This window comes from Rehaibacterium terrae (assembly GCF_014202935.1).
Taxonomy (GTDB): domain Bacteria; phylum Pseudomonadota; class Gammaproteobacteria; order Xanthomonadales; family Xanthomonadaceae; genus Rehaibacterium; species Rehaibacterium terrae.
Genome location: NZ_JACHHX010000003.1, coordinates 137,412 through 155,328, shown reverse-complemented (window position 1 = coordinate 155,328; position 17,917 = coordinate 137,412). Strand labels below are relative to the sequence as shown.

Below are 17,917 nucleotides of genomic sequence, written 5' to 3'. Positions count from 1 at the left end.
TGCAGGACGCCGGGCGGACAATGTCCGCATGGCGGCGAAAACGCTCCGGAGCATAACGGCTTTGCTGCTGGCGGGCGTGTGGCTGTTCGCACAGGCCCAGCCGGTGACGGTGTACCGCTGCGTCGACGACGAGGGCCTGGTCAGCCTGCAGGACCAGCCCTGCCCGTCCGGCCAGCGGCAGGAGCGGCGCGAACTGGAGCGGCCGCTGGAGCCCGCGCGGCCGCCGCCAACATCGCTGGTACCGCCAGTACCGCCGCCCGCCGAGCCCGGGCCGGCACCCGCCCCTGCACCGCCGCCCGAACCACAGGCGGCGCTGTCGCCGCCGCCGTTGTGGGAATGCCAGACCTGGGACGGCAAGACCTACGACAGTGAAACCGGCGAAACGATCCCGCGCTGCGTGCCACTGGCGGTGCTGGGCTGGGACATGCGCGGCCTGCCGCCCGAGCAGGCCGCCGCCTGCCAGTGGGTACGCGACACCTGCCGGCGCCTGGACGATGCCGCGGCCTGCGCGCGCTGGCGCTTCCTGCGCGCCGAGGCCGAGCGCGACCTGCGCTTCGCCTTCAGCGACACCCGCGCGCAGGCGGAGGCCGAGTTCGCGCGGCGGGTGGATATCGTGGCTCGGTATTGCAGGTAGGGCCGGGACCCGGGAAAGAGCATCGGAGCACCGTCATTCCGGCGCAAGGCCGGGGTCCATGCTGCCTCGCGCATTGGTCGCGACGGAAGGACGGGATCCCGGCGCGGTAGCGTGCAGGTCGGCCAGGTTGAACAGGTGCGGGTTTCGCGACCAGCTCTCGTGGCGTGCGCTCCGCGCACGACCCGCCACGTTGCCGGAGAGCGCCCCTGCGTGTGGCGCACGCTGCCCTCTCCCCTCGGGGAGAGGACCCTGTGTGTGGCGGATCGCAGCAAGGTGATGCGGCACCGGACGCATCCGCCCGGGCGGGCGCCGCAGCCCGGACGCGCTCCGGCGCGATCCGGCCTCACAGCCCGGGCGCCCGGGCTGCGGCACCCGTGCGTCAGCGCTGGATGCGGGTGATCTTGGAACCCTCCAGCGTCGCGTTGTACATCAGGCCCTTCTCGCCGAGCACGAAGCCGAGCACGGGCTCGCGGGCGGTGTTGGTGTCGATGTTGCCGGCGGCGCCGAGATCGACCAGCACCACGCTGGCGTCGACGCCGGCCTTCCAGCCGTTGGTGGCCTTGAACCTGGCCAGGGCGTCGCGATCGGTGAAGACGATGATCTGCGCGCGGCGCTGCGCGCCGAGCTGGAAACCGACCGAGCCGGAGACGATGTTGTAGTAGCCGGTGGTGCGGCCACCTTCGAGCAACGCACCCTCGCCGTAGTCGCCGCCGATGCCGATGCCGGCCTTGTAGACGCGCGGGAACACCAGCACGCCGGCGGCGTTGTTCACCACCGGGCGCAGCGCCGGCGCATGCCGGTACAGGTTCTGCAGGGTCTCCTGCACGCGCTTGTCGATGGTGCGGGCGTCGGCGGCATGGCCCGTTTGGCCCAGGGCGAGCAGCGCGACGGCGAACAGAGCGATCAGAAGCTTGTTCATGCAAAGGCCTCCTTTTCCGTGCCTGTGATGGCGAGTATCGCCGGCCAAGCTGAACGCCCGCCGGCATGCATGAACCGGCGATTCAGCGATGTGAGCGCATCGATTCAGAAGCCGTAGCGCAGGAAACCGCCATCCACGGCGATGCATTCGCCGGTGATGTAGCTCGACGCCGGCAGGCACAGGAAGGCCACCGCCGCAGCGACTTCTTCCGGCTCGCCGACACGGCCCATCGGCGTGCGCGCGATCACTTCCTCGTAGTAGTCGGGCTCGGCCAGCTTGGGCGAGGTGCGGCGGGTACGGATGTACCAGGGCGCGACCGCGTTGACGCGGATGCCGTCGCCGGCCCATTCGCAGGCGAGGTTTTTCGTGAGCTGATGCAGCGCCGCCTTGCTCATGCCGTACACGGCGCCGGTGCGCACATGGGTCAGGCCGGAGACCGAGCCGATGTTGACGATGCTCGAGGACGCGTGGCGGGTCAGCAGCGGGTAGGCGTAGCGGCTCAGCTCCCAGGCCGAGAACAAATTGGTCTCGAACAGCGCGCGCCATTCGTCCTCGGCGTAGTCCATCGCCGCGCGGCTGTGGTTGTTGCCGACGTTGTTGACCAGGATGTTGAGCCCGCAGCCCAGGTCCTCCACCCAGTCGAACAGCTCGCGACGCTGCTCGCCGTCGGCGAGGTCGCCGGCGAAGGCGCGCACGGCGCGGCCGGGGAACTCCTCCTCCAGCTCGGTGCGGGCGGTTTCCAGATGGTCGGCGTCGCGCGCCGCCAGCAGCACGTCGGCGCCGAAGGCCAGCAGCTCGGCGGCGATAGCGCGGCCGATGCCGAAGCTGGCGCCGGTCACCAGCGCGACCTGCCCATCCAGCCTCCAGCGATGCGGGTTCATGCGAAATCCTCGTTCGGGTCGGCGGCGTTAGCATAGCCGCAGGCCTGCGCCATCGGAGCCGCCCATGCGCCGCACGATCCGCCACGCCCTGCTGCCGCCCACCGTCGCCCTGGCGCTGTGCGCCTGCGCCGACCCGCCGCCACCGCCCAACCCGCCCGAACGCCCGCAGACCGCCACCCGGTTGCGCGAGGCCATCCTGGCGCCGCAGGAACGCGCGCGCGCCGTCGAGCGGCAGGCGCTGGACGCCGCCGAGCGGCGGCGTGAGCAGATCGAGGCCGCGAGCGGAGATTGAGGGCGGAGATCGGGAATCGGAGATCAGCCGCTCGGCTTCGTCGTGCTCGATCGGAAAGGCCCTGGGTTTTTCCGATTTCCGATTCCTGAAACTACCGCACAGGCCGGCGGTAGACGATGAAGATCACCAGGTCCTCGTCGCCGGTCTGGCGCAGGGCGTGGCTGTCGCCGTCGCGGGTGAGGATGGCGTCGCCGGGCCCGACTTCGCGCTCGACGCCTTGCAGGCGAAGCAGGCCGCGACCGCTGAGCACGTAGTAGACCTCGTCCTTGTCGTTGACGTGCTCGCCGATGCTGGCGCCGGCGTGCAGGGCGCGCTTGCGGAACACGATGTCGAGGCCAGCGGCGTGTTCGAAGAACGGATACGCCGTGGTCGTGCCATCGCCTGCGTGCGGGCCTGGCTGGCCGACGGCGATGTCGCGCTCGTTCTCGACATGGGAATCGCTGCGTGCCGGCGCCTGCGCCGTGACCGGCGCGACGACGGAGAGCGTCACGGCGGAAAGAACGGCATTGATACGGGGCATGACCGTTCTCCGCTCCGGTATGGATCTCGAAGCGTCGGCAGCGACAGCGCTCACGGAGTGGGCAGGCCTCGATCTGGACGGCCTCAGCGCGCCAGCCAGCCGCCGTCGACCGGCAGCACGATGCCGTTGACGTAGTCGGAGGCGCGGCTGGCGAGGAACACCACCGCACCGCCGAGGTCGGCCGGCTCGCCCCAGCGCCCGGCCGGGATGCGGCCGAGAATCTCGGCGCTGCGCTTGGCGTCGGCGCGCAGCTGGGCGGTGTTGTCGGTGGCCATGTAGCCCGGCGCGATGGCGTTGACATTGACACCTTTTGCCGCCCACTCGTTGGCGAGCAGGCGGGTGATGCCGGCGATGCCGGACTTGCTGGCGGTGTATGAGGGCACGCGGATACCGCCCTGGAAGGACAGCATCGAGGCGATGTTGACGATCTTGCCGCGACCTTCGGCGATGAAATGCCGGCCGACGGCCTGACACAGAAAGAATGCCGACTTGAGGTTGACGTTCATCACCTCGTCCCAGTCCTTTTCGGTGAAATCGACCGCATCGGCGCGGCGGATCAGGCCGGCGTTGTTGACCAGGATGTCGAGCCGGCCGAGCCCGGCGAGCGTCTCCTGGACGATGCGCGGGATCGGCTCGATGCTGCCGAGGTTGGCCTCGATGTTGACGAAGCGGCGACCCAGGGCACGCACCTTCTCGCCGGTGTCGGTGGCCGGAGTGATACCGGCGGCGGCGATGTCGGCACCGGCCTCGGCCAGCGCGATCGCCATGCCCTGGCCCAGGCCGGTATTGGCCCCGGTGACCAGTGCGACCCGGCCGGTAAGATCGAATGGATGGCTCATCTCACGTCCTCACGCTGCAAGTGCGCACCTGCGTACGCGACTGAAAAACCCGGAAGCAACAACACACACGGAGTAAGGGAGAGAAGCGGAGGACACGGAGTAGGATCGATTGAAAACTCTCCGAGTCCTCCTGTTGTTTTCCGCTCTCTCCATGAGTGCTTTTCACTTGAGCTGGCAGATATCGAGCTGGTGCATGTCGGTGTAGTCGAGGTTCTCGCCGCCCATCGCCCAGATGAAACAGTAGTTCCTGGTGCCTGAGCCCATGTGGATCGACCACGGCGGCGACACCACGGCCTCCTCGTTGGCAACCACGATGTGGCGCATGTCCTGTGGCTCACCCATGAAGTGCATTACCTTCTGGTCGGCGAGGTCGAAGTAGAAGTAGACCTCCGAGCGACGGTCGTGCAGGTGCGGCGGCATTGTGTTCCAGACGCTTCCGGACTTCAGGATGGTCAGGCCGAGCAGCAGCTGGCACGACTTGCAGGTAGCCGGAACGATGTACTGGTAGATGGTGCGCTCGTTGGAAGTCTCCAGCGCGCCGCGCTCCAGCGGCACTGCCCGTTCGATCGAGATGTGCACGGTCTCGTGGCGGGCGTGCGCCGGCGTCGAGACGAGGTAGAAGCGCGCCGGATTGGCCGGATCGGCAGAGGCGAATACCACCTCGGCGCTGCCCATCGGCACATACAGACCGTCCTTCGGCACCAGCGCATACTCCCGGCCGTCGACGCGCACCGTGCCGATACCGGTACCGACGTTGACCACGCCCAGCTCACGCCGCTGCAGGAACGGCTGACCGGCGGCCGATGCCGGCTCACTCTGCGTCGGCAGACTGAGCGGGCGGTCGACCGGCACCGCGCCGCCGATCACGAAACGCTCGTAATGCAGGTAGTCGAGCGTGATCCGGTCGGTATGGAACAGTCCGTCGATGAGGTAGCGGTCGCGCAACTGCTGGTTGCTGACGCCGGCCATCATGTCGGGATGGGTAGCGTGGTAGGTCTTGCGGAACATCGCGGGACTCCTGGCAAGGTGGGCGCGAGGGCACGGGCGCGGCGCCCGGTGGAACGGGGCTCGGGTCGAGTGTAGCGACTCAGGAAACCGGTGTCATTCCGTGCCGCGACGAGGCGACCGAGCGGGGGCCCGCGTGCAGGAGCGGCGTCAGCCGCGAGGAGGACGCACTCAGCGCGGCGGCTGGCAGGAGTCGCGCACGATCAGGTGCGGCCGTACGCTCGCCGCCCGCATGGCGTCGCCGTCGGCGCGGATCAGCATGGTCGCGGCGATCCGCCCGGTGTCACGTGTGTGCCGGCGCACCGAAGTCAGCGAGGGCCACAGCCGCGAGGCCAGCGGGCTGTCGTCGAAGCCGATCACCGCCAGGTCACGCGGAATGTTGATGCCGGCGCGCATGGCCACCTTGTAGACGCCAGCAGCCATCTCGTCGTTCTCGGCGAAGATCGCGGTAGGCCGCTTCCTGCCCGCCAACAGCTTCTCGGCCGCAACCACGCCGGATTCGAACGTGTAACCGGCCTCGACGATGCGCGCCTTCGGGATGCCGATGCCACGCGCGGCCAGGGTCTCGACGAAACCGGCAGTCCTCTCCACCGCCGAGCGGTAACTCAGCGGGCCGGTGATCACGGCGATGTCGCGATGCCCGAGTGTCTGCAGGTAGTCGGCGGCCTCGGCGGCGCCGTCGCGGTCATGGGTCACCACCAGGCGGCCGTCGGTGGGGTCGTCGGCGACCGGCACGATGCGGCTGTAACGGCAGCCGATCTCCTCCAGCATCCGCGCGAGCGCCGGATCGTCGGATGCTCGTGGCACCAGCATTACGCCGTGCAGTTTCTGCTGCTGGACGAAGCGGCGCACGCCGTCGATATAGCCGGTGCTGCGGGTGTCGCAGGGGTGCACGACCAACTCGAAGCCGGAATCGCGCAGGGCGTCGAGCGCGCCGTACTGCATGTCGACGATGTACTGCGCGGTCGGGTTGTCGTAGACCATGCCGATGAGGAAGGCGCGGCGGAACGCCAGACCACGTGCCATCGGGTCGGGTACGTAGCCGACCTCGCGCATCAGCGCCTCGACCTTCTCGCGGGTGTCTTTGTGGACCAGCGGCGAGCGGTTGATGATCCGCGACACGGTCTTCTTCGAGACTCCGGCCAGGCGCGCGATGTCGTTGATGGTGGCGACCTTGCCGGGCGGGGTCGGCTTGTCGGCGGGCGTGCTAGTGTCCGGAGGCTTTCGCGTGGCCATGGCCGGTCCGTGGAGAGCTGGGCGTCCGATTCTAGCGTCCGCACCGACGCCCGGCGCCGGTCACGGCCGCAACAGCCCCGGCAGCCAGAGCGACAACCCGGGGAAGAAGGCCACGATCAGCAGCACACCCAGTGCAGCAAGCCAGAACGGCCAGATCGTGCGCATGCATTCGCCGACGCCGATCTTGCCGATCGCTGTGCCGATGAACAGCACCGAGCCGACCGGCGGGGTCACCAGGCCAATGCCGCCGGTGAGCACCAGCACCAGGCCGAAGTGCACCGGATCGATGCCGTAGGCGCGCGCCACCGGCAGGAAGATTGGCGTGCAGATCAGGATCATCGGCGCCAGATCCATGAAGGTGCCCAGCGCCAGCAGCAGCAGGATGATCAGCAGCAGCACAGTCAGTCGGTCGCTTGCGACCGCCTGCAGCAGCTCGACCGCCGCCGCCGGTACCTGCAGGTAGGCCAGCAGCCAGCCGAATGCCGCCGCCGACGCGATCACGAACAGGATCGCACCGGTGGTGCGCGCCGCGTGCACCACGGTATCCAGGAAGGTGCGCACGCCCATGCCGCGGTAGATCAGCGCGGTGACGGCGAGCGCGTACAGCACCGCCATCGCCGCGCTCTCGACCGCGGTGAAGATGCCGGCGCGGATGCCGACGAAGATCAGCACCACCAGGCCGAGGCCCGGGAGTGCCGCCACCAGCCGCACCAGCACGGCATGGAAGCCGGGGAAGGCCTCGGTGCCGTAGCCGCGCCGGCGCGCCACCGCCCAGCCGGTGAACATGATCGCCACCGTCATCATCAGCGCTGGCACGATGCCGGCCGCGAACAGTTCGATGATCGAGATGCCGCCGCCGGCCGCGGCCGAGTACAGGATCAGGTTGTGCGAGGGCGGCACCAGCAGCGCGACCAGCGCGGCGGTGATGCTGACATTGACAGCGTAGTCGCGGTCGTAGCCACGCTTGACCATCTGCGGAATCATCGTGCCGCCGACCGCCGAGACGTCGGCGATCGCGGAGCCGGACACGCCGCCGAAGAACAGCGAGGACAGCACACTGACCTGGCCGAGCCCGCCACGCAGCCGGCCGACCAGCGCCGCCGCCAGGCCGATCAGCCGCTCGGAGATGCCACCGCGCAGCATGATCTCGCCTGCGAAGATGAACAACGGGATCGCGATCAGCGTGGCCGAGCCGATGCCGGCGCCGAGCTGCTGCACCAGCACCACCAGCGGCAGATCGAGGTAGACCAGGGTGGCCAGTGCGGCGGCCGCGAGCGAGAAGGCCACCGGCACGCCGGCCAGCAGCAGTACGGCGAAGACCAGGAAGAGGATCGCCGTGGCCATCGCTCAGCCCTCCCCGGCCGCGGCGCGTGGACGCCATGCCCGCCGCAGCCGGTCGAGCGCGAACAGCGCGATCAGCGCGCCGCCGAGCGCGAGTGGCAGGAAATTGATGCTCTGAGGCAACGGCGCGCCGGCCAGCCGCACGTCCCAGCCGTCGAGCAGCAGTCGCGCGCTCCAGCCGGCGATCGCCATGCCGAGCAGCAGCATCACCGCCGCGCCGAGCAGCTCGAACAGCCGGCGTCCGCGCGGGCCGGCCGCCTCGGCCAGCAGGAAGAAGCCGAAGTGACGGTTGTCGCGCACGCCGGCCGCGGCGCCGAAGCCCATCGCCGTGGCCAGCAGCAGCAGCGTGACCGGCTCGGTCCAGCTCGGCGAGGCATTGAGCAGGTAGCGGGCGAAAACCTGCCAGCCCTGCACCACGACCAGGCCGAGCAGGGCGGCGGCGGCGAGCGCGATGGCCAGCCGTGCCAGCATGTCGAGGGCGCGACCGAGGGCGTCGCGGTCGGGGGTGGCGGAGGCGGTGTCGGTCATCTGGGCTCGTGGGCGCAGGTCAGGCGAGGTCGCGGATGCGACGGTACAGCTCGGCGATCCCCGGCCGGCGCAGGTGGTCGTCGAGCAGCGGCTGCGCGGCCTGCGCGAAGGCCACCATGTCGACGGTGTTGATGTGCACGCCGGCGTCGATCACGGCCTGGCGGGCGGCGGCCTCGGACTCGTCCCAAAGCCGCCGCATCACCGCCACCGAGCGCCGCGCGGTGTCGAGCAGCAAGGCGCGCTCGTCGGGGGCGAGCGCCTCGAAGCTGCGCCGCGAGATCAGCAGCACGTCGGGTGCGTAGGAGTGTTCGGTCTGCGACCAGTAGCGGGCGACCTCGAACTGGCGGCTGGAGTGAAAGCTGCGCATGTTGTTCTCGGCACCGTCGATCAGCCGGGTCTCCAGCGCCGAGAACACCTCGCCGAACGACAGCGGTGTCGGATTGGCACCGAACAGGCGCAGCATGCGGATGAAGATGTCCGAGGGCGGCGCGCGGAACTTCAATCCGTGCAGATCGGCCGGGGTATGCAGAGGTCGGCGGGTGTTGTAAAAACAGCGCGCACCGCTGTCGTAGATCGCCAGGCCGACCAGGCCGCGCGCCTCGAAGCCGCGCAGCACCGCCGTGCCGACCTCGCCGTCGATCACCCGGCGCATGTGCGCGACCGAGTCGAACACGTAGGGCAGGCACAGCGCCTGGGTCAGCGGAAAGGCGTTGTTCAGCGCACCCGAGTAGACACGTACGATGTCGATGGCACCGAAGCGTGCCATGTCGATCGCGTCCGACTCGCGGCCGAGCTGACCACCGTGGTACACGCGCAGGCCGAGCCGGCCGCCGGTTTCCCGTGTCAACTGCTCGCCGATCCAGCGCACGGCCGCCACCGTCGGGTAGTCGCGCACATGCACATCGGTGGCGGTGAGCACGCGCATCGGCGCCGGCTCCCAGGCGCGGCCGGCAAACGGCAGCGCACAGGCGGCTCCGAGCCCGGCAAGCAGGAACCGGCGACGACTGCTCATGCGCCCTGCTCTCCGTCGGCAGGCGAAGGCAACGCCGGCCGCGCCTCGCACTCGATGTCGGCCAGCCCGAGGAAGCGCACCCGCGCGCGCTGGCCGACGCGGATCTCGTGGATGCCGGTGGCGTTGCCGGTGGCGATCAGCTCGCCGGCCTTCAGCGGCCGGCCGCGTCGCGCTGAGCGCGTCAGGGCGAAAGCATAGGCCGCGCGCAAGCCGCCGGGCAGGCGGCCGGCGCCGCCACTGCCGACGTGGACGCCGTCGATCCAGGTCTCGGCCCGCAGGCTGGCCTCGTCGAGCCGCTGCCAGTCACGGATCTGCGGGCCTAGCACCAGGCCATTGTGGTTGCCGAAGTCCGAGACCACTGCGCAGGGCCCGAGCGCGTTGATCGTCGCCAGCGGGCTGCTGGCGATCTCGACGCCCAACCACAGGGTCGCCGGCAGCGCGGCAGCCTCTTCGGGAGTCCAGTCCAACTTGCCGGCAGGGGCATCGACGGCGAGCTGCAGCACGTACTCGGCCTCGATCGCGGCAAAGCCACCGGCGAACACCGGCACCGGCAAGATGTCGCCAGTGGCATGCCAGAGCGCGCGAGCGAACATCGGGCCGAGCAGGCGATCGTCGCCGGAGCCGTCGCGCCGTTCGGGTGCAATGTAGCCGACCTTCCAGCCGACCAGTCGGTCGGGCCACTGCGCGATGGCGAGATCCTGAACCCAGTAGGCGGTCTCCAGGTCGCACGGAATCGTCCCCGGAAACTCCGCCAACACCTCACCCCGCCGGCGCGCGGCGACGAAGCGGGCGGCGATCTGCGCCAGTTCCGGCGGCGCGGCCCCGGTATCGCGGGTGGTCGTGCTCAAGACTGCGTCTCCGTTCAGGTCCCGCCGCCGGTTTGTTGCAGTGCGCATCGACAGGGGCTTGGGTCGGTGTATATGGTAAACCGGTGTCATTGGCAATGTGCAGTGCGGCAAAGCCGTCGCCGAGAATGCGGCCTGTCGCGCGGAACCACCTTGGGAGGGCCCATGCAATCCACACTCGCCTATCGGGCGGCCGGCATCGGTCGTCGCCTCCTCGGCTCCCTGCTGGTCGCCGGCATGCTGGCCGTCGGCGGCCTGGCACACGCCGCCGACGGCGCGCGCAAGACGGCCTTCCCTGGCGCCCAGGGCTGGGCCGCGCACACCCCGGGCGGGCGCGGCGGCCAGATCCTGCGCGTCACCACCCTGCGCGCGGACGGCCCGGGCTCGCTGCTCGAAGCCCTGCGCACGCCGGGGCCGCGCATCGTCGTGTTCGAGGTGGCCGGGGTGATCGACCTGGGCCTGCGCGAGATCCGCATCGACCAGCCCTACCTGACCATCGCCGGCCAGACGGCACCATCGCCAGGCGTCACCCTGATCCGGGGCGGCCTGGTCATCGCCACCCACGACGTGGTGATCCGGCACATCCGCATCCGCCCCGGCGAGGGCGGGCTGCGCAAGGGCGCCGGCATCGACTTCGACGCCATCACCACCGTGGCCGGTGCCCGTGACGTGATCATCGACAACAACTCGCTGACCTGGGCCACCGACGAGAACCTTTCCGCATCCGGCACCCGCTTCATCGGCGACACCCCGGAGCAGTGGCGCGCCGGCACCTCGCACCGGATCACCTTCAGCAACAACATCATCGCCGAAGGCCTGGCGCACTCCACCCACGCAAAGGGCGAACATTCCAAAGGCTCGCTGATCCACGACAACGTCACCGACATCCTGATCGTGGGCAACCTCTATGCGCACAATTACGAACGCAGCCCGCTGTTCAAGGGTGGTGTGCGCGGGCAGGTGATCAACAACCTGATTTACGACCCGGGCCAGCGCGCCATCCACTACAACCTGATCGCCGAGGAGTGGGCCGGGCGCGAGTACCAGACCGGGCTGATGTCGATCCGCGGCAACGTCATGCGGGCCGGTCCTTCCACTGAGGACCTGGCCTTGTTCATGATCGGGGGCTCCGGCGACCTCGACCTGTACATGGAGGACAACATCGCCGTGGACCGCATCGGTCGATCGATTCCGCAGATCGGCCGCTACACGACCGCACCGATCCGACTCAACCGGCTGCGCCGGGCACCCGTGCTGCCGTTCGGCGTGCGCCTGCTGCGCGCCGAGCAGGTCCAGGACCACGTGATCCTGCATGCCGGCGCGCGTCCATGGGACCGCGACGACATCGACCGCCGCATCGTCGCCAACGTGATCGAGGGCCGCGGCACGATCATCGACAGCGAAGAGGAGGTCGGCGGCTACCCAGTGGTGCCCGAGGTGCGCGCGCCGTTCGTCGAGGCCGATTGGGACCTCGACACCATGGAGCCGCTGAAGGAGTTGCCGCGGCGGCCGCCGCCGGCATGAGTGCCTGGCGGGCACGAGCTGGGAACAGGGGCTGTGCTTCGGGGTCGGCATTCCCGCGAGGGCGGAACCGACCCCGGCCCCGATCCGGAGGGAAGGCGCGGACGGGCGGGCGGGACCTCCCCGCCGCGAATCGGCCGAACCCGCACCCCACACGCGAGCGATGACGAGGATGAGTCCGCCCAAGCCTCCTGCCAGCCGCGCCCCGCTGCAGTCCCCCACCCGCCGCGAGTTCCTGCACCAGGGCACCGCACTCGGCGCCGGCCTGCTCGTGGCAACGCTGCCATTCGGCGCACACGCCGCCATGCCGCGCACGACGCTCGCGAGCACGCGCAGCGGCCGCATCCGCGGCACGATCGAAGACGGCGTGCACGTGTTCCGCGGCATCCCCTACGGGGCCGACACCGCGCCGCGGCGCTTCCAGCCTGCACGGCCGGAAGTGCCGTGGCAAGGCGTGCGCGAGGCGACCGCTTACGGTGCCGTGGCGCCGCAGCGCGGCGCTGAGGGGCCGGGTTGCGAGAATTGCCTGTTCCTCAACGTGTGGACGCCCGGCCTGCGCGACGATGCGAAGCGGCCCGTGCTCGTCTACATCCACGGCGGCGGCTACAACACCGGCTCGTGCAGCGATCCGCTCTACGACGGCGGCAACCTGTGCCGGCGCGGCGACGTGGTCGTGGTCACCGTCAACCACCGTCTGAATGCCTTCGGTTACCTCTACCTGGGCCGACTCGGCGGACCGGAGCTCGCCAGCTCGGGCAACGTCGGCCAACTCGACCTGGTGCAGGCACTGCAATGGGTGCGGCAGCACGCGCGCGAATTCGGCGGCGATCCCGGCAACGTCACCGTGTTCGGCCAGTCCGGCGGCGGCGCCAAGATCGCCACCTTGATGGCGATGCCAGCCGCAGCCGGGCTGTTCCACCGCGCCTGGACCATGAGCGGGCAGCAGGTCACCGCCGCCGGGCCACGTGCGGCAACCCGACGTGCCCTGCGCTTTCTCGGGGCGCTCGGCTTCGGCCCGGACGACCTCCCAACCCTGCGCACCCTGCCGGCCGAGCGTCTGCTGGAAGCGAGCGCGGCCCACGACCCCTCCTGGGTCGAGGACACCACCCTCTACTTCGGCCCGGTGCTCGATGGCACGGTGCTGCAACGGCACCCGTTCTGGCCCGATGCACCGGCGCAGTCGGCGGCGGTTCCGATGGTGATCGGCAACACCCGCGACGAGACCCGCGCCCTGCTCGGCGGGGACCCGGCGAATTTCACGTTGTGCTGGGACACGCTGCCGGCCCGGCTCGAACGCGAGCAGTACGTCGATCTGCCGGTCGATCAGGTGATCGCCGAGTACCGCCGGCTCCATCCGCATTACACACCGTCCGAGGTGTTCTTCGCTGCGACCACGGCGGGCCGCTCGTGGCGTGGCGCGGTCGAGGAGCTCGAGGCACGCGCGCGGCAGGCCGGCGCCGACGTCGCGCCGACCTGGGCCTACCAGCTCGACTGGGCCTCGCCGCTGGAGCCCGAACTCGGCGCCTTCCACACCCTGGACATCGCGCTGGTGTTCGACAACACCGGCCGGGCCGGCGCGCGCAGCGGCGACGGCGCCGGGGCGCGCAGGCTCGCCGAGCGCATGAGCGAGGCGCTGCTTGCGTTCGCACGCTCCGGCAACCCGAACCACGCCGGCATCCCAGCCTGGCCGCCCTACTCGCTCGCGCACCGCGAAACACTGCTGTTCGACACCGAAACCCGGCTCGCGCACGACCCGCGCGGCGGCGAGCGCGAGCTGTGGCGCCGGGCGCCGTTCGTCCAGCGCGGCACCCTGTAGCCGACCGGCCGTTCGGCGGCCATGACCGGCGCGACATGTCCGGCTACCAGTCCATCGGCCCCGCCTTGCTCAACACGGTCTGCGGCACCACCCAGGCCGGTTGCAGCCCGGCCGCGAGGGTCGGCGTCCAGCCCGCGTCATTGCCGAGCGGCGGATCGTTGACCGCGTTGTAGGCGGCGACTATGTCCACCGGCCGCCGCGCCGGCACGCCGGTGTGCAGGTTGCCAACGGTGGTCAGGGCGGTGCCGCGGAATACCGCAATGAACCGGTCCGGCGTCACCGCGTGATCGCTGAAGAAGAAATTTCCCTCGGCGAAGATCTGCGATTCGATGCCGACACCCCAGCTGAAGCTGTAGTTGGCCGGGTCGCGGATCCGGTAGTAGTTGTTGTACAGATGCACCTGCCCGAAGCGCACCCGCGGCGCACGCTGGCCGATGTCGTCGAAGAGATTGTGGTGCAGTGTCACCCGCAGCCGTCCGCGGTCGGCGACCGCGCTGTCGGAAGAGCCGATCAGCATCAGCTTGTCATGCCGCTCGAAGCGGTTCCACGACACCGTGACCAGATCCGAGGTGTTGGTGATGTCGATCTGTCCGTCGTGCACCTGGTACTTGCGGCCGAAGTGGGTCGGCAGCAGGTCATCGGCCGTGGTCACGTTGCGAAAACGGTTGTGGTCGATCCAGACGTTGTCGACATCGCGCAGCGAAATCGCATCGTACTGGGCATTCCAGTTGCCGGCCGCGCCGTCGAGCGGATCCCAGGCCGGAAAGCAGTCGAAGGTGTCCTCGAAGGTGAGGTTGCGGATGATGATGTTGCCGCGACGATTAGTCGTGGAAGCACCGCGCAGGTCGAACCAGGCACCACGGATGGTGGCCTCCTTGCCGACTCCGACGATGGTCGTGTTGGAGCCGATGCGGATCCGCACCCGCGCCTGCTGACGATTGCGGGCGACGATGCGCGCGTCCTCGAGCGGCCCGCTCGGCCGGACCTCACGCCCCCAAGTCTCGGGATCGTAGGCCTCGAGGTAGGCCGCGAGCGAGTAACCGGTGCCCGCCGCGTAGTCGTCACAACCCAGTGGGTTGTTGGCGTCGTCGACGTTGGCGTCGATGATGCCATCGACGTAGATGATCTTCGGCGCGGCCGACGGGTTGGCCGGCGAGGTCGACGACGGGACGCCGTCGTTGAGCGCGGCGATCAGCTCGCGGCGGTTGCCGACGACATAGACCTGGTGCGGACCGGCGGCGGCGCCGCCGGTGGTGCCGGGCCCGGCCGCAGCCCAGCCGTCGCCGGGGGCGAGCACATCGCGCCCGAGGTCACGCTTGCCGGCCCAGGCCGGCGCGGAGAGTGCGGCGAGGACCATCAGGCCGACGCCGGAGACACGGGTCTTGCGGCTCATGCTGCTTCCCTCCCGAAAAAAAGCGCCGGAAGCCCGGCGCCCTGGGTGCACACACACTCGTGCAATGACTTCACGCTTCAGAAGCGGACCCGAACGCCGAAGATGTAGACGCGTCCGGTCTGGTGGTAGACCGATACTCGGTCGCCCACCGAATCGACCCACTGGTCGTTGAACTCGTTGGTCAGGTTCAGTCCCTCGAAGGTCAGCTCGATCCGCTCGTTGAGTTTGTAGGACGCCGAGGCATCGACGGTGGTGGTGCCCTTGGTGCCTTCGACGTCGTTGTTGTTGCGGCCCGGTACGTTGGTCAGGTAGTCGTCGCGATGGGCAAGCGAGACGCGCGCCCCGAAGCGCTCGTCCTCGTAGTACAGGGTCGCGTTGTAGGCCTTCTTCGACAGGCCGGTGAGGTTCTCGCGCGCGGCCAGTGCGCCGGTCGCGGTGAGGTAGCTGATCTGCGAATCGACGTAGGTGTAGTTGAGCTGGGTGCCGAAACGCTGCCAGATCCCGGGCAGGAAAGTAAACGGCTGCTGGTAGCCGACCTCGAACCCCTTGAGCGGCCCGCCCGGGGTATTGACCGGGAACGTGAACTCGAAGGTGTCCTGCGGCGAGACGCCCGGCGGCAGCAGGCTGATCGGCAGACCGAACGGATTCTGGTCGAAGGTGCCGGTCTGACGGGTGGTCTGCACGAAACTGTCGATGTCCTTGTAGAACAGCGCCAGCGACAGCAGCGACTCGGGCGCGAAGTACCACTCGAAGCCCAGGTCGTAGGTGGTGGCGCGGAACGGGTTGAGCAATGGGTTCTGGCCGCTGACCGTCCGCGCCGAACCCGAGACGCTGATGTTGACCCCGGGGCTGAGATTGCCCAGCCCCGGGCGTGCCATCACCTTGGCGGCGCCGAAACGAACGACGAAGTCGTCGGTGAGATCCAGACTCAGGTTCAGGGCCGGCAGGAGGTCGTCGTACTTGCGCCCGACCGTGATCTCGGTCGGCACGCCATTGATCAGCCCGATGCCGGTCGAGCGTTGCTCGGTCTCGACGTAGCGCACGCCGAAGTTGCCGCGCAGCGGTCGGCCGAGAGCCTCGGTCGAGAACTCGGCCTGCAGGTAGCCACCGAGATTCTCCTCCTCGACGCTGCGGTTGTTGCCGCGCGCGTTGTCCGGCGACAGCGCGAACATGCCGCAGTTGCAGTAGATGTCGAACAGGCCGGCGAATGCATTCAGGTTAGGAATCAGCCAGACCCTGGGCGTTCCCGCCGGCACGTTCAAGCCGCGCAGGCCGATCAGCCGTGTCAGTCCGGACAAGTCGGTACCCGGCGGCAGTGCCGGCACCACGGTCTCGGACGCGCGCCGCTGCTCGGTGGTTTCGAAGCTGTACTTCTTCCAGCTCGCGCCGCCCTTCAGGGTCCACGCATGACCTACATCCCAGGCCATGTCCAGGCGCGCGGTGCGGAAGCTGTTGTCGGCGGTCTGTGGCCGCAGCCGGATCTCGGACGTTTGGCTGTTGGCCGAAGTGTTGAGCCAGCCCCAGTTGGCCGGATTGGTGACGTCGAAGCCGTAGTCGATCAGCGGCAGCCGGTCGTTGCCGCGGTAGTCCCAGCGGTAACCGTTGCTGTTGGCGCGGTCCAGGGTGATGGTGGTCTGGATCGGGTTGTCGAACTCGCTCTTGGCGTAACCGACCAGGCCGCTGGCACGGAAGGTATCGCTGAACTCATGACTACCGTGAAGGGTAATCTGGCTGAAACGGGTGCTCATCTCGTCGTAGCGCGCCTCGGTACGCAGGTCGACGTTGTCGAACACGCCATAGACCAGGTTGTTGCGGCCATCGACCACGCCCTCACGGACGATCGTCTGCGGCTTTCCGTTGCCGGCGCGGCTGAACGACTGCGCCTGCAGGAAGTTCTCGGTGCGCGTGGCGTCGAACCTGGCGTACAAGCCGTCGAGGGTGAACAGCGTGCGCTCGCCGGTACGCCACTGCAGCGAGGTGGTGGCGCCGATGCGCTCCTGCGAGTGCTCGAGCACCCCATACCGCGGCAAGCGCGGATGGAAGACGTCGGCCGAACGCGCCTGGGCGAACGGCGAGGCGGCATTGAAGTTGCCGCTGCTGGTGCCGCGGTCCCAGCGCACCGTGCTGTGCCCTTCCTCGACCAGGTCGCGCTCGGTATAGGCGACCGAGAACAACGCGCCGAAGCGGCCGTCGCCCCAGACGTTGCTGATTAGCGCTGCTGCGCGCGGATTCCACTTCTCGGCCAGGTCGCCGTAGCTGGCCTGGGTCGAAGCCACCGCCGTGAAGCCAGGATAGTCGAAGGGCCGCGCGACCTGCAGGTCGACGGTCGCGCCGAGCGAGCCTTCGTCGACCTCGGCCGCCGAGGTCTTGCGCACGGTGATGCTGTTGAACAGCTCGGAGGCGAACACATTGAAATCGAAGCCGCGGTCGCGGTTGACGCCGCCGGACGCATCGGTGCCGCCGGTGGTGGTCAGTGCTTCCATGCCGTTGATGCGGATGCGGGTGAACTGCGGACCGAGGCCGCGCACCGAGATGTTGCGACCCTCGCCGGCGTCGCGGGTGATCGCGACACCCGGAATGCGCTGCAGCGATTCGGCCAGGTTGAGGTCGGGGAACTTGCCGATGTCCTCGGCCACGATCGCGTCGACCTGACCGACTTCGGCGCGCTTCTCGTTCAGTGCGGCGCTGAGGCTGGCGCGATAGGTCACCACGATGGCATCGAGCGTCTTCGCCTCGCCGGCATCGCCCGCGTCCTGTGCGCCGTCGGGCTGCTGCGGATCGGCCACGATTTCCTGCGCCTGCAGGCCGGGCGCCGTCGTCTGCAGCGCCAGTGCGATCGCTACCGAGAGGACGGCGACCAGCGGGCGGTTGCCGCGTGCATGAATGCTCACAGTTGGACCCTCCCTCAACGCGATGGACCGGTTCGCGGCCAACGCCTATAGTTGTGATGACACCGGTAGTAATCCTGTTGCGCAATGATTGACACCGGTAGCCAAGAAAGCTAGCAAACACCGCAGCGCAGCAGCAAGGCCGTGTGTCCGGCTCCGAGTTCGACACAATTAATCCAGCAAATTCAGATCATTGCCCGGCACTACCGGGATCGACCACAACTGATGCGCCGCAACATACTCCGGA

The 17,917-nt window shown here is 69.0% G+C and carries 16 protein-coding genes; 4 read left to right on the top strand and 12 right to left on the bottom strand.

The window, feature by feature from the left end; genetic code table 11:
- The first annotated feature begins 61 nt into the window (after window positions 1–61).
- Entirely contained in the window at window positions 62–634 is a 573-nt protein-coding gene (locus tag HNQ58_RS03185) for a DUF4124 domain-containing protein (protein ID WP_183947339.1), read from the top strand.
- A 379-nt stretch (window positions 635–1,013) separates the two neighbouring features.
- Here the strand turns inward: HNQ58_RS03185 and HNQ58_RS03180 are convergent, their stop codons facing one another.
- Entirely contained in the window at window positions 1,014–1,553 is a 540-nt protein-coding gene (locus HNQ58_RS03180) for a BPSL1445 family SYLF domain-containing lipoprotein (RefSeq protein ID WP_183947338.1), read from the bottom strand.
- Window positions 1,554–1,657: 104 nt separating this feature from the next.
- Window positions 1,658–2,434 (bottom strand): SDR family oxidoreductase, encoded by a 777-nt coding sequence (locus tag HNQ58_RS03175; RefSeq protein ID WP_183947337.1) that lies wholly within the window; start codon window positions 2,432–2,434, stop codon window positions 1,658–1,660.
- Between the two features lie 64 nt (window positions 2,435–2,498).
- Here HNQ58_RS03175 and HNQ58_RS03170 point away from each other — a divergent pair, with 64 nt between their 5' ends.
- On the top strand, window positions 2,499–2,726 hold the full coding sequence (locus HNQ58_RS03170) for a hypothetical protein (protein ID WP_183947336.1): 228 nt from the start codon (window positions 2,499–2,501) through the stop codon (window positions 2,724–2,726).
- Window positions 2,727–2,817: 91 nt separating this feature from the next.
- Here HNQ58_RS03170 and HNQ58_RS03165 read toward each other — a convergent pair whose 3' ends face one another.
- From HNQ58_RS03165 to HNQ58_RS03130, 8 genes are all read right to left on the bottom strand, one after another.
- Entirely contained in the window at window positions 2,818–3,246 is a 429-nt protein-coding gene (locus HNQ58_RS03165; protein WP_183947335.1) for a cupin domain-containing protein, read from the bottom strand.
- A gap of 83 nt (window positions 3,247–3,329) precedes the next feature.
- Window positions 3,330–4,085: a 2-dehydro-3-deoxy-D-gluconate 5-dehydrogenase KduD gene (gene kduD / locus HNQ58_RS03160; protein WP_183947334.1), complete on the bottom strand. Its 756-nt coding sequence runs from the start codon at window positions 4,083–4,085 to the stop codon at window positions 3,330–3,332.
- 162 nt (window positions 4,086–4,247) lie between these two features.
- Window positions 4,248–5,093: a 5-dehydro-4-deoxy-D-glucuronate isomerase gene (gene kduI / locus HNQ58_RS03155; RefSeq protein WP_183947333.1), complete on the bottom strand. Its 846-nt coding sequence runs from the start codon at window positions 5,091–5,093 to the stop codon at window positions 4,248–4,250.
- A 168-nt stretch (window positions 5,094–5,261) separates the two neighbouring features.
- Window positions 5,262–6,326 (bottom strand): LacI family DNA-binding transcriptional regulator, encoded by a 1,065-nt coding sequence (locus HNQ58_RS03150; protein WP_183947332.1) that lies wholly within the window; start codon window positions 6,324–6,326, stop codon window positions 5,262–5,264.
- A gap of 60 nt (window positions 6,327–6,386) precedes the next feature.
- Window positions 6,387–7,670 (bottom strand): TRAP transporter large permease, encoded by a 1,284-nt coding sequence (locus HNQ58_RS03145; protein ID WP_183947331.1) that lies wholly within the window; start codon window positions 7,668–7,670, stop codon window positions 6,387–6,389.
- A gap of 3 nt (window positions 7,671–7,673) precedes the next feature.
- Complete coding sequence (locus tag HNQ58_RS03140) at window positions 7,674–8,195, bottom strand: TRAP transporter small permease (RefSeq protein WP_183947330.1); 522 nt, start codon at window positions 8,193–8,195, stop codon at window positions 7,674–7,676.
- A gap of 19 nt (window positions 8,196–8,214) precedes the next feature.
- Window positions 8,215–9,207, bottom strand: coding sequence for a TRAP transporter substrate-binding protein (locus HNQ58_RS03135; RefSeq protein ID WP_183947329.1), 993 nt, complete (start codon window positions 9,205–9,207; stop codon window positions 8,215–8,217).
- Complete coding sequence (locus tag HNQ58_RS03130; RefSeq protein WP_409617338.1) at window positions 9,204–10,013, bottom strand: 2-keto-4-pentenoate hydratase; 810 nt, start codon at window positions 10,011–10,013, stop codon at window positions 9,204–9,206. The genes HNQ58_RS03135 and HNQ58_RS03130 overlap by 4 nt, the downstream gene beginning before the upstream one ends.
- Window positions 10,014–10,217: 204 nt before the next feature.
- Between HNQ58_RS03130 and HNQ58_RS03125 the strand changes: the two genes are divergently transcribed.
- Both HNQ58_RS03125 and HNQ58_RS03120 read left to right on the top strand, forming a co-directional pair.
- Window positions 10,218–11,576 (top strand): pectate lyase family protein, encoded by a 1,359-nt coding sequence (locus tag HNQ58_RS03125; RefSeq protein WP_183947327.1) that lies wholly within the window; start codon window positions 10,218–10,220, stop codon window positions 11,574–11,576.
- A 160-nt stretch (window positions 11,577–11,736) separates the two neighbouring features.
- On the top strand, window positions 11,737–13,389 hold the full coding sequence (locus HNQ58_RS03120) for a carboxylesterase/lipase family protein (RefSeq protein WP_425504141.1): 1,653 nt from the start codon (window positions 11,737–11,739) through the stop codon (window positions 13,387–13,389).
- Window positions 13,390–13,432: 43 nt separating this feature from the next.
- On the opposite strand, the gene HNQ58_RS03115 is transcribed toward HNQ58_RS03120, so the two are convergent.
- Together HNQ58_RS03115 and HNQ58_RS03110 are read right to left on the bottom strand one after the other, a co-directional pair.
- On the bottom strand, window positions 13,433–14,782 hold the full coding sequence (locus HNQ58_RS03115) for a pectate lyase family protein (RefSeq protein WP_183947325.1): 1,350 nt from the start codon (window positions 14,780–14,782) through the stop codon (window positions 13,433–13,435).
- Window positions 14,783–14,859: 77 nt separating this feature from the next.
- Window positions 14,860–17,673, bottom strand: a complete 2,814-nt coding sequence (locus HNQ58_RS03110) for a TonB-dependent receptor (RefSeq protein ID WP_343057157.1) — start codon at window positions 17,671–17,673, stop codon at window positions 14,860–14,862.
- Between the last annotated feature and the right edge of the window lie 244 nt (window positions 17,674–17,917).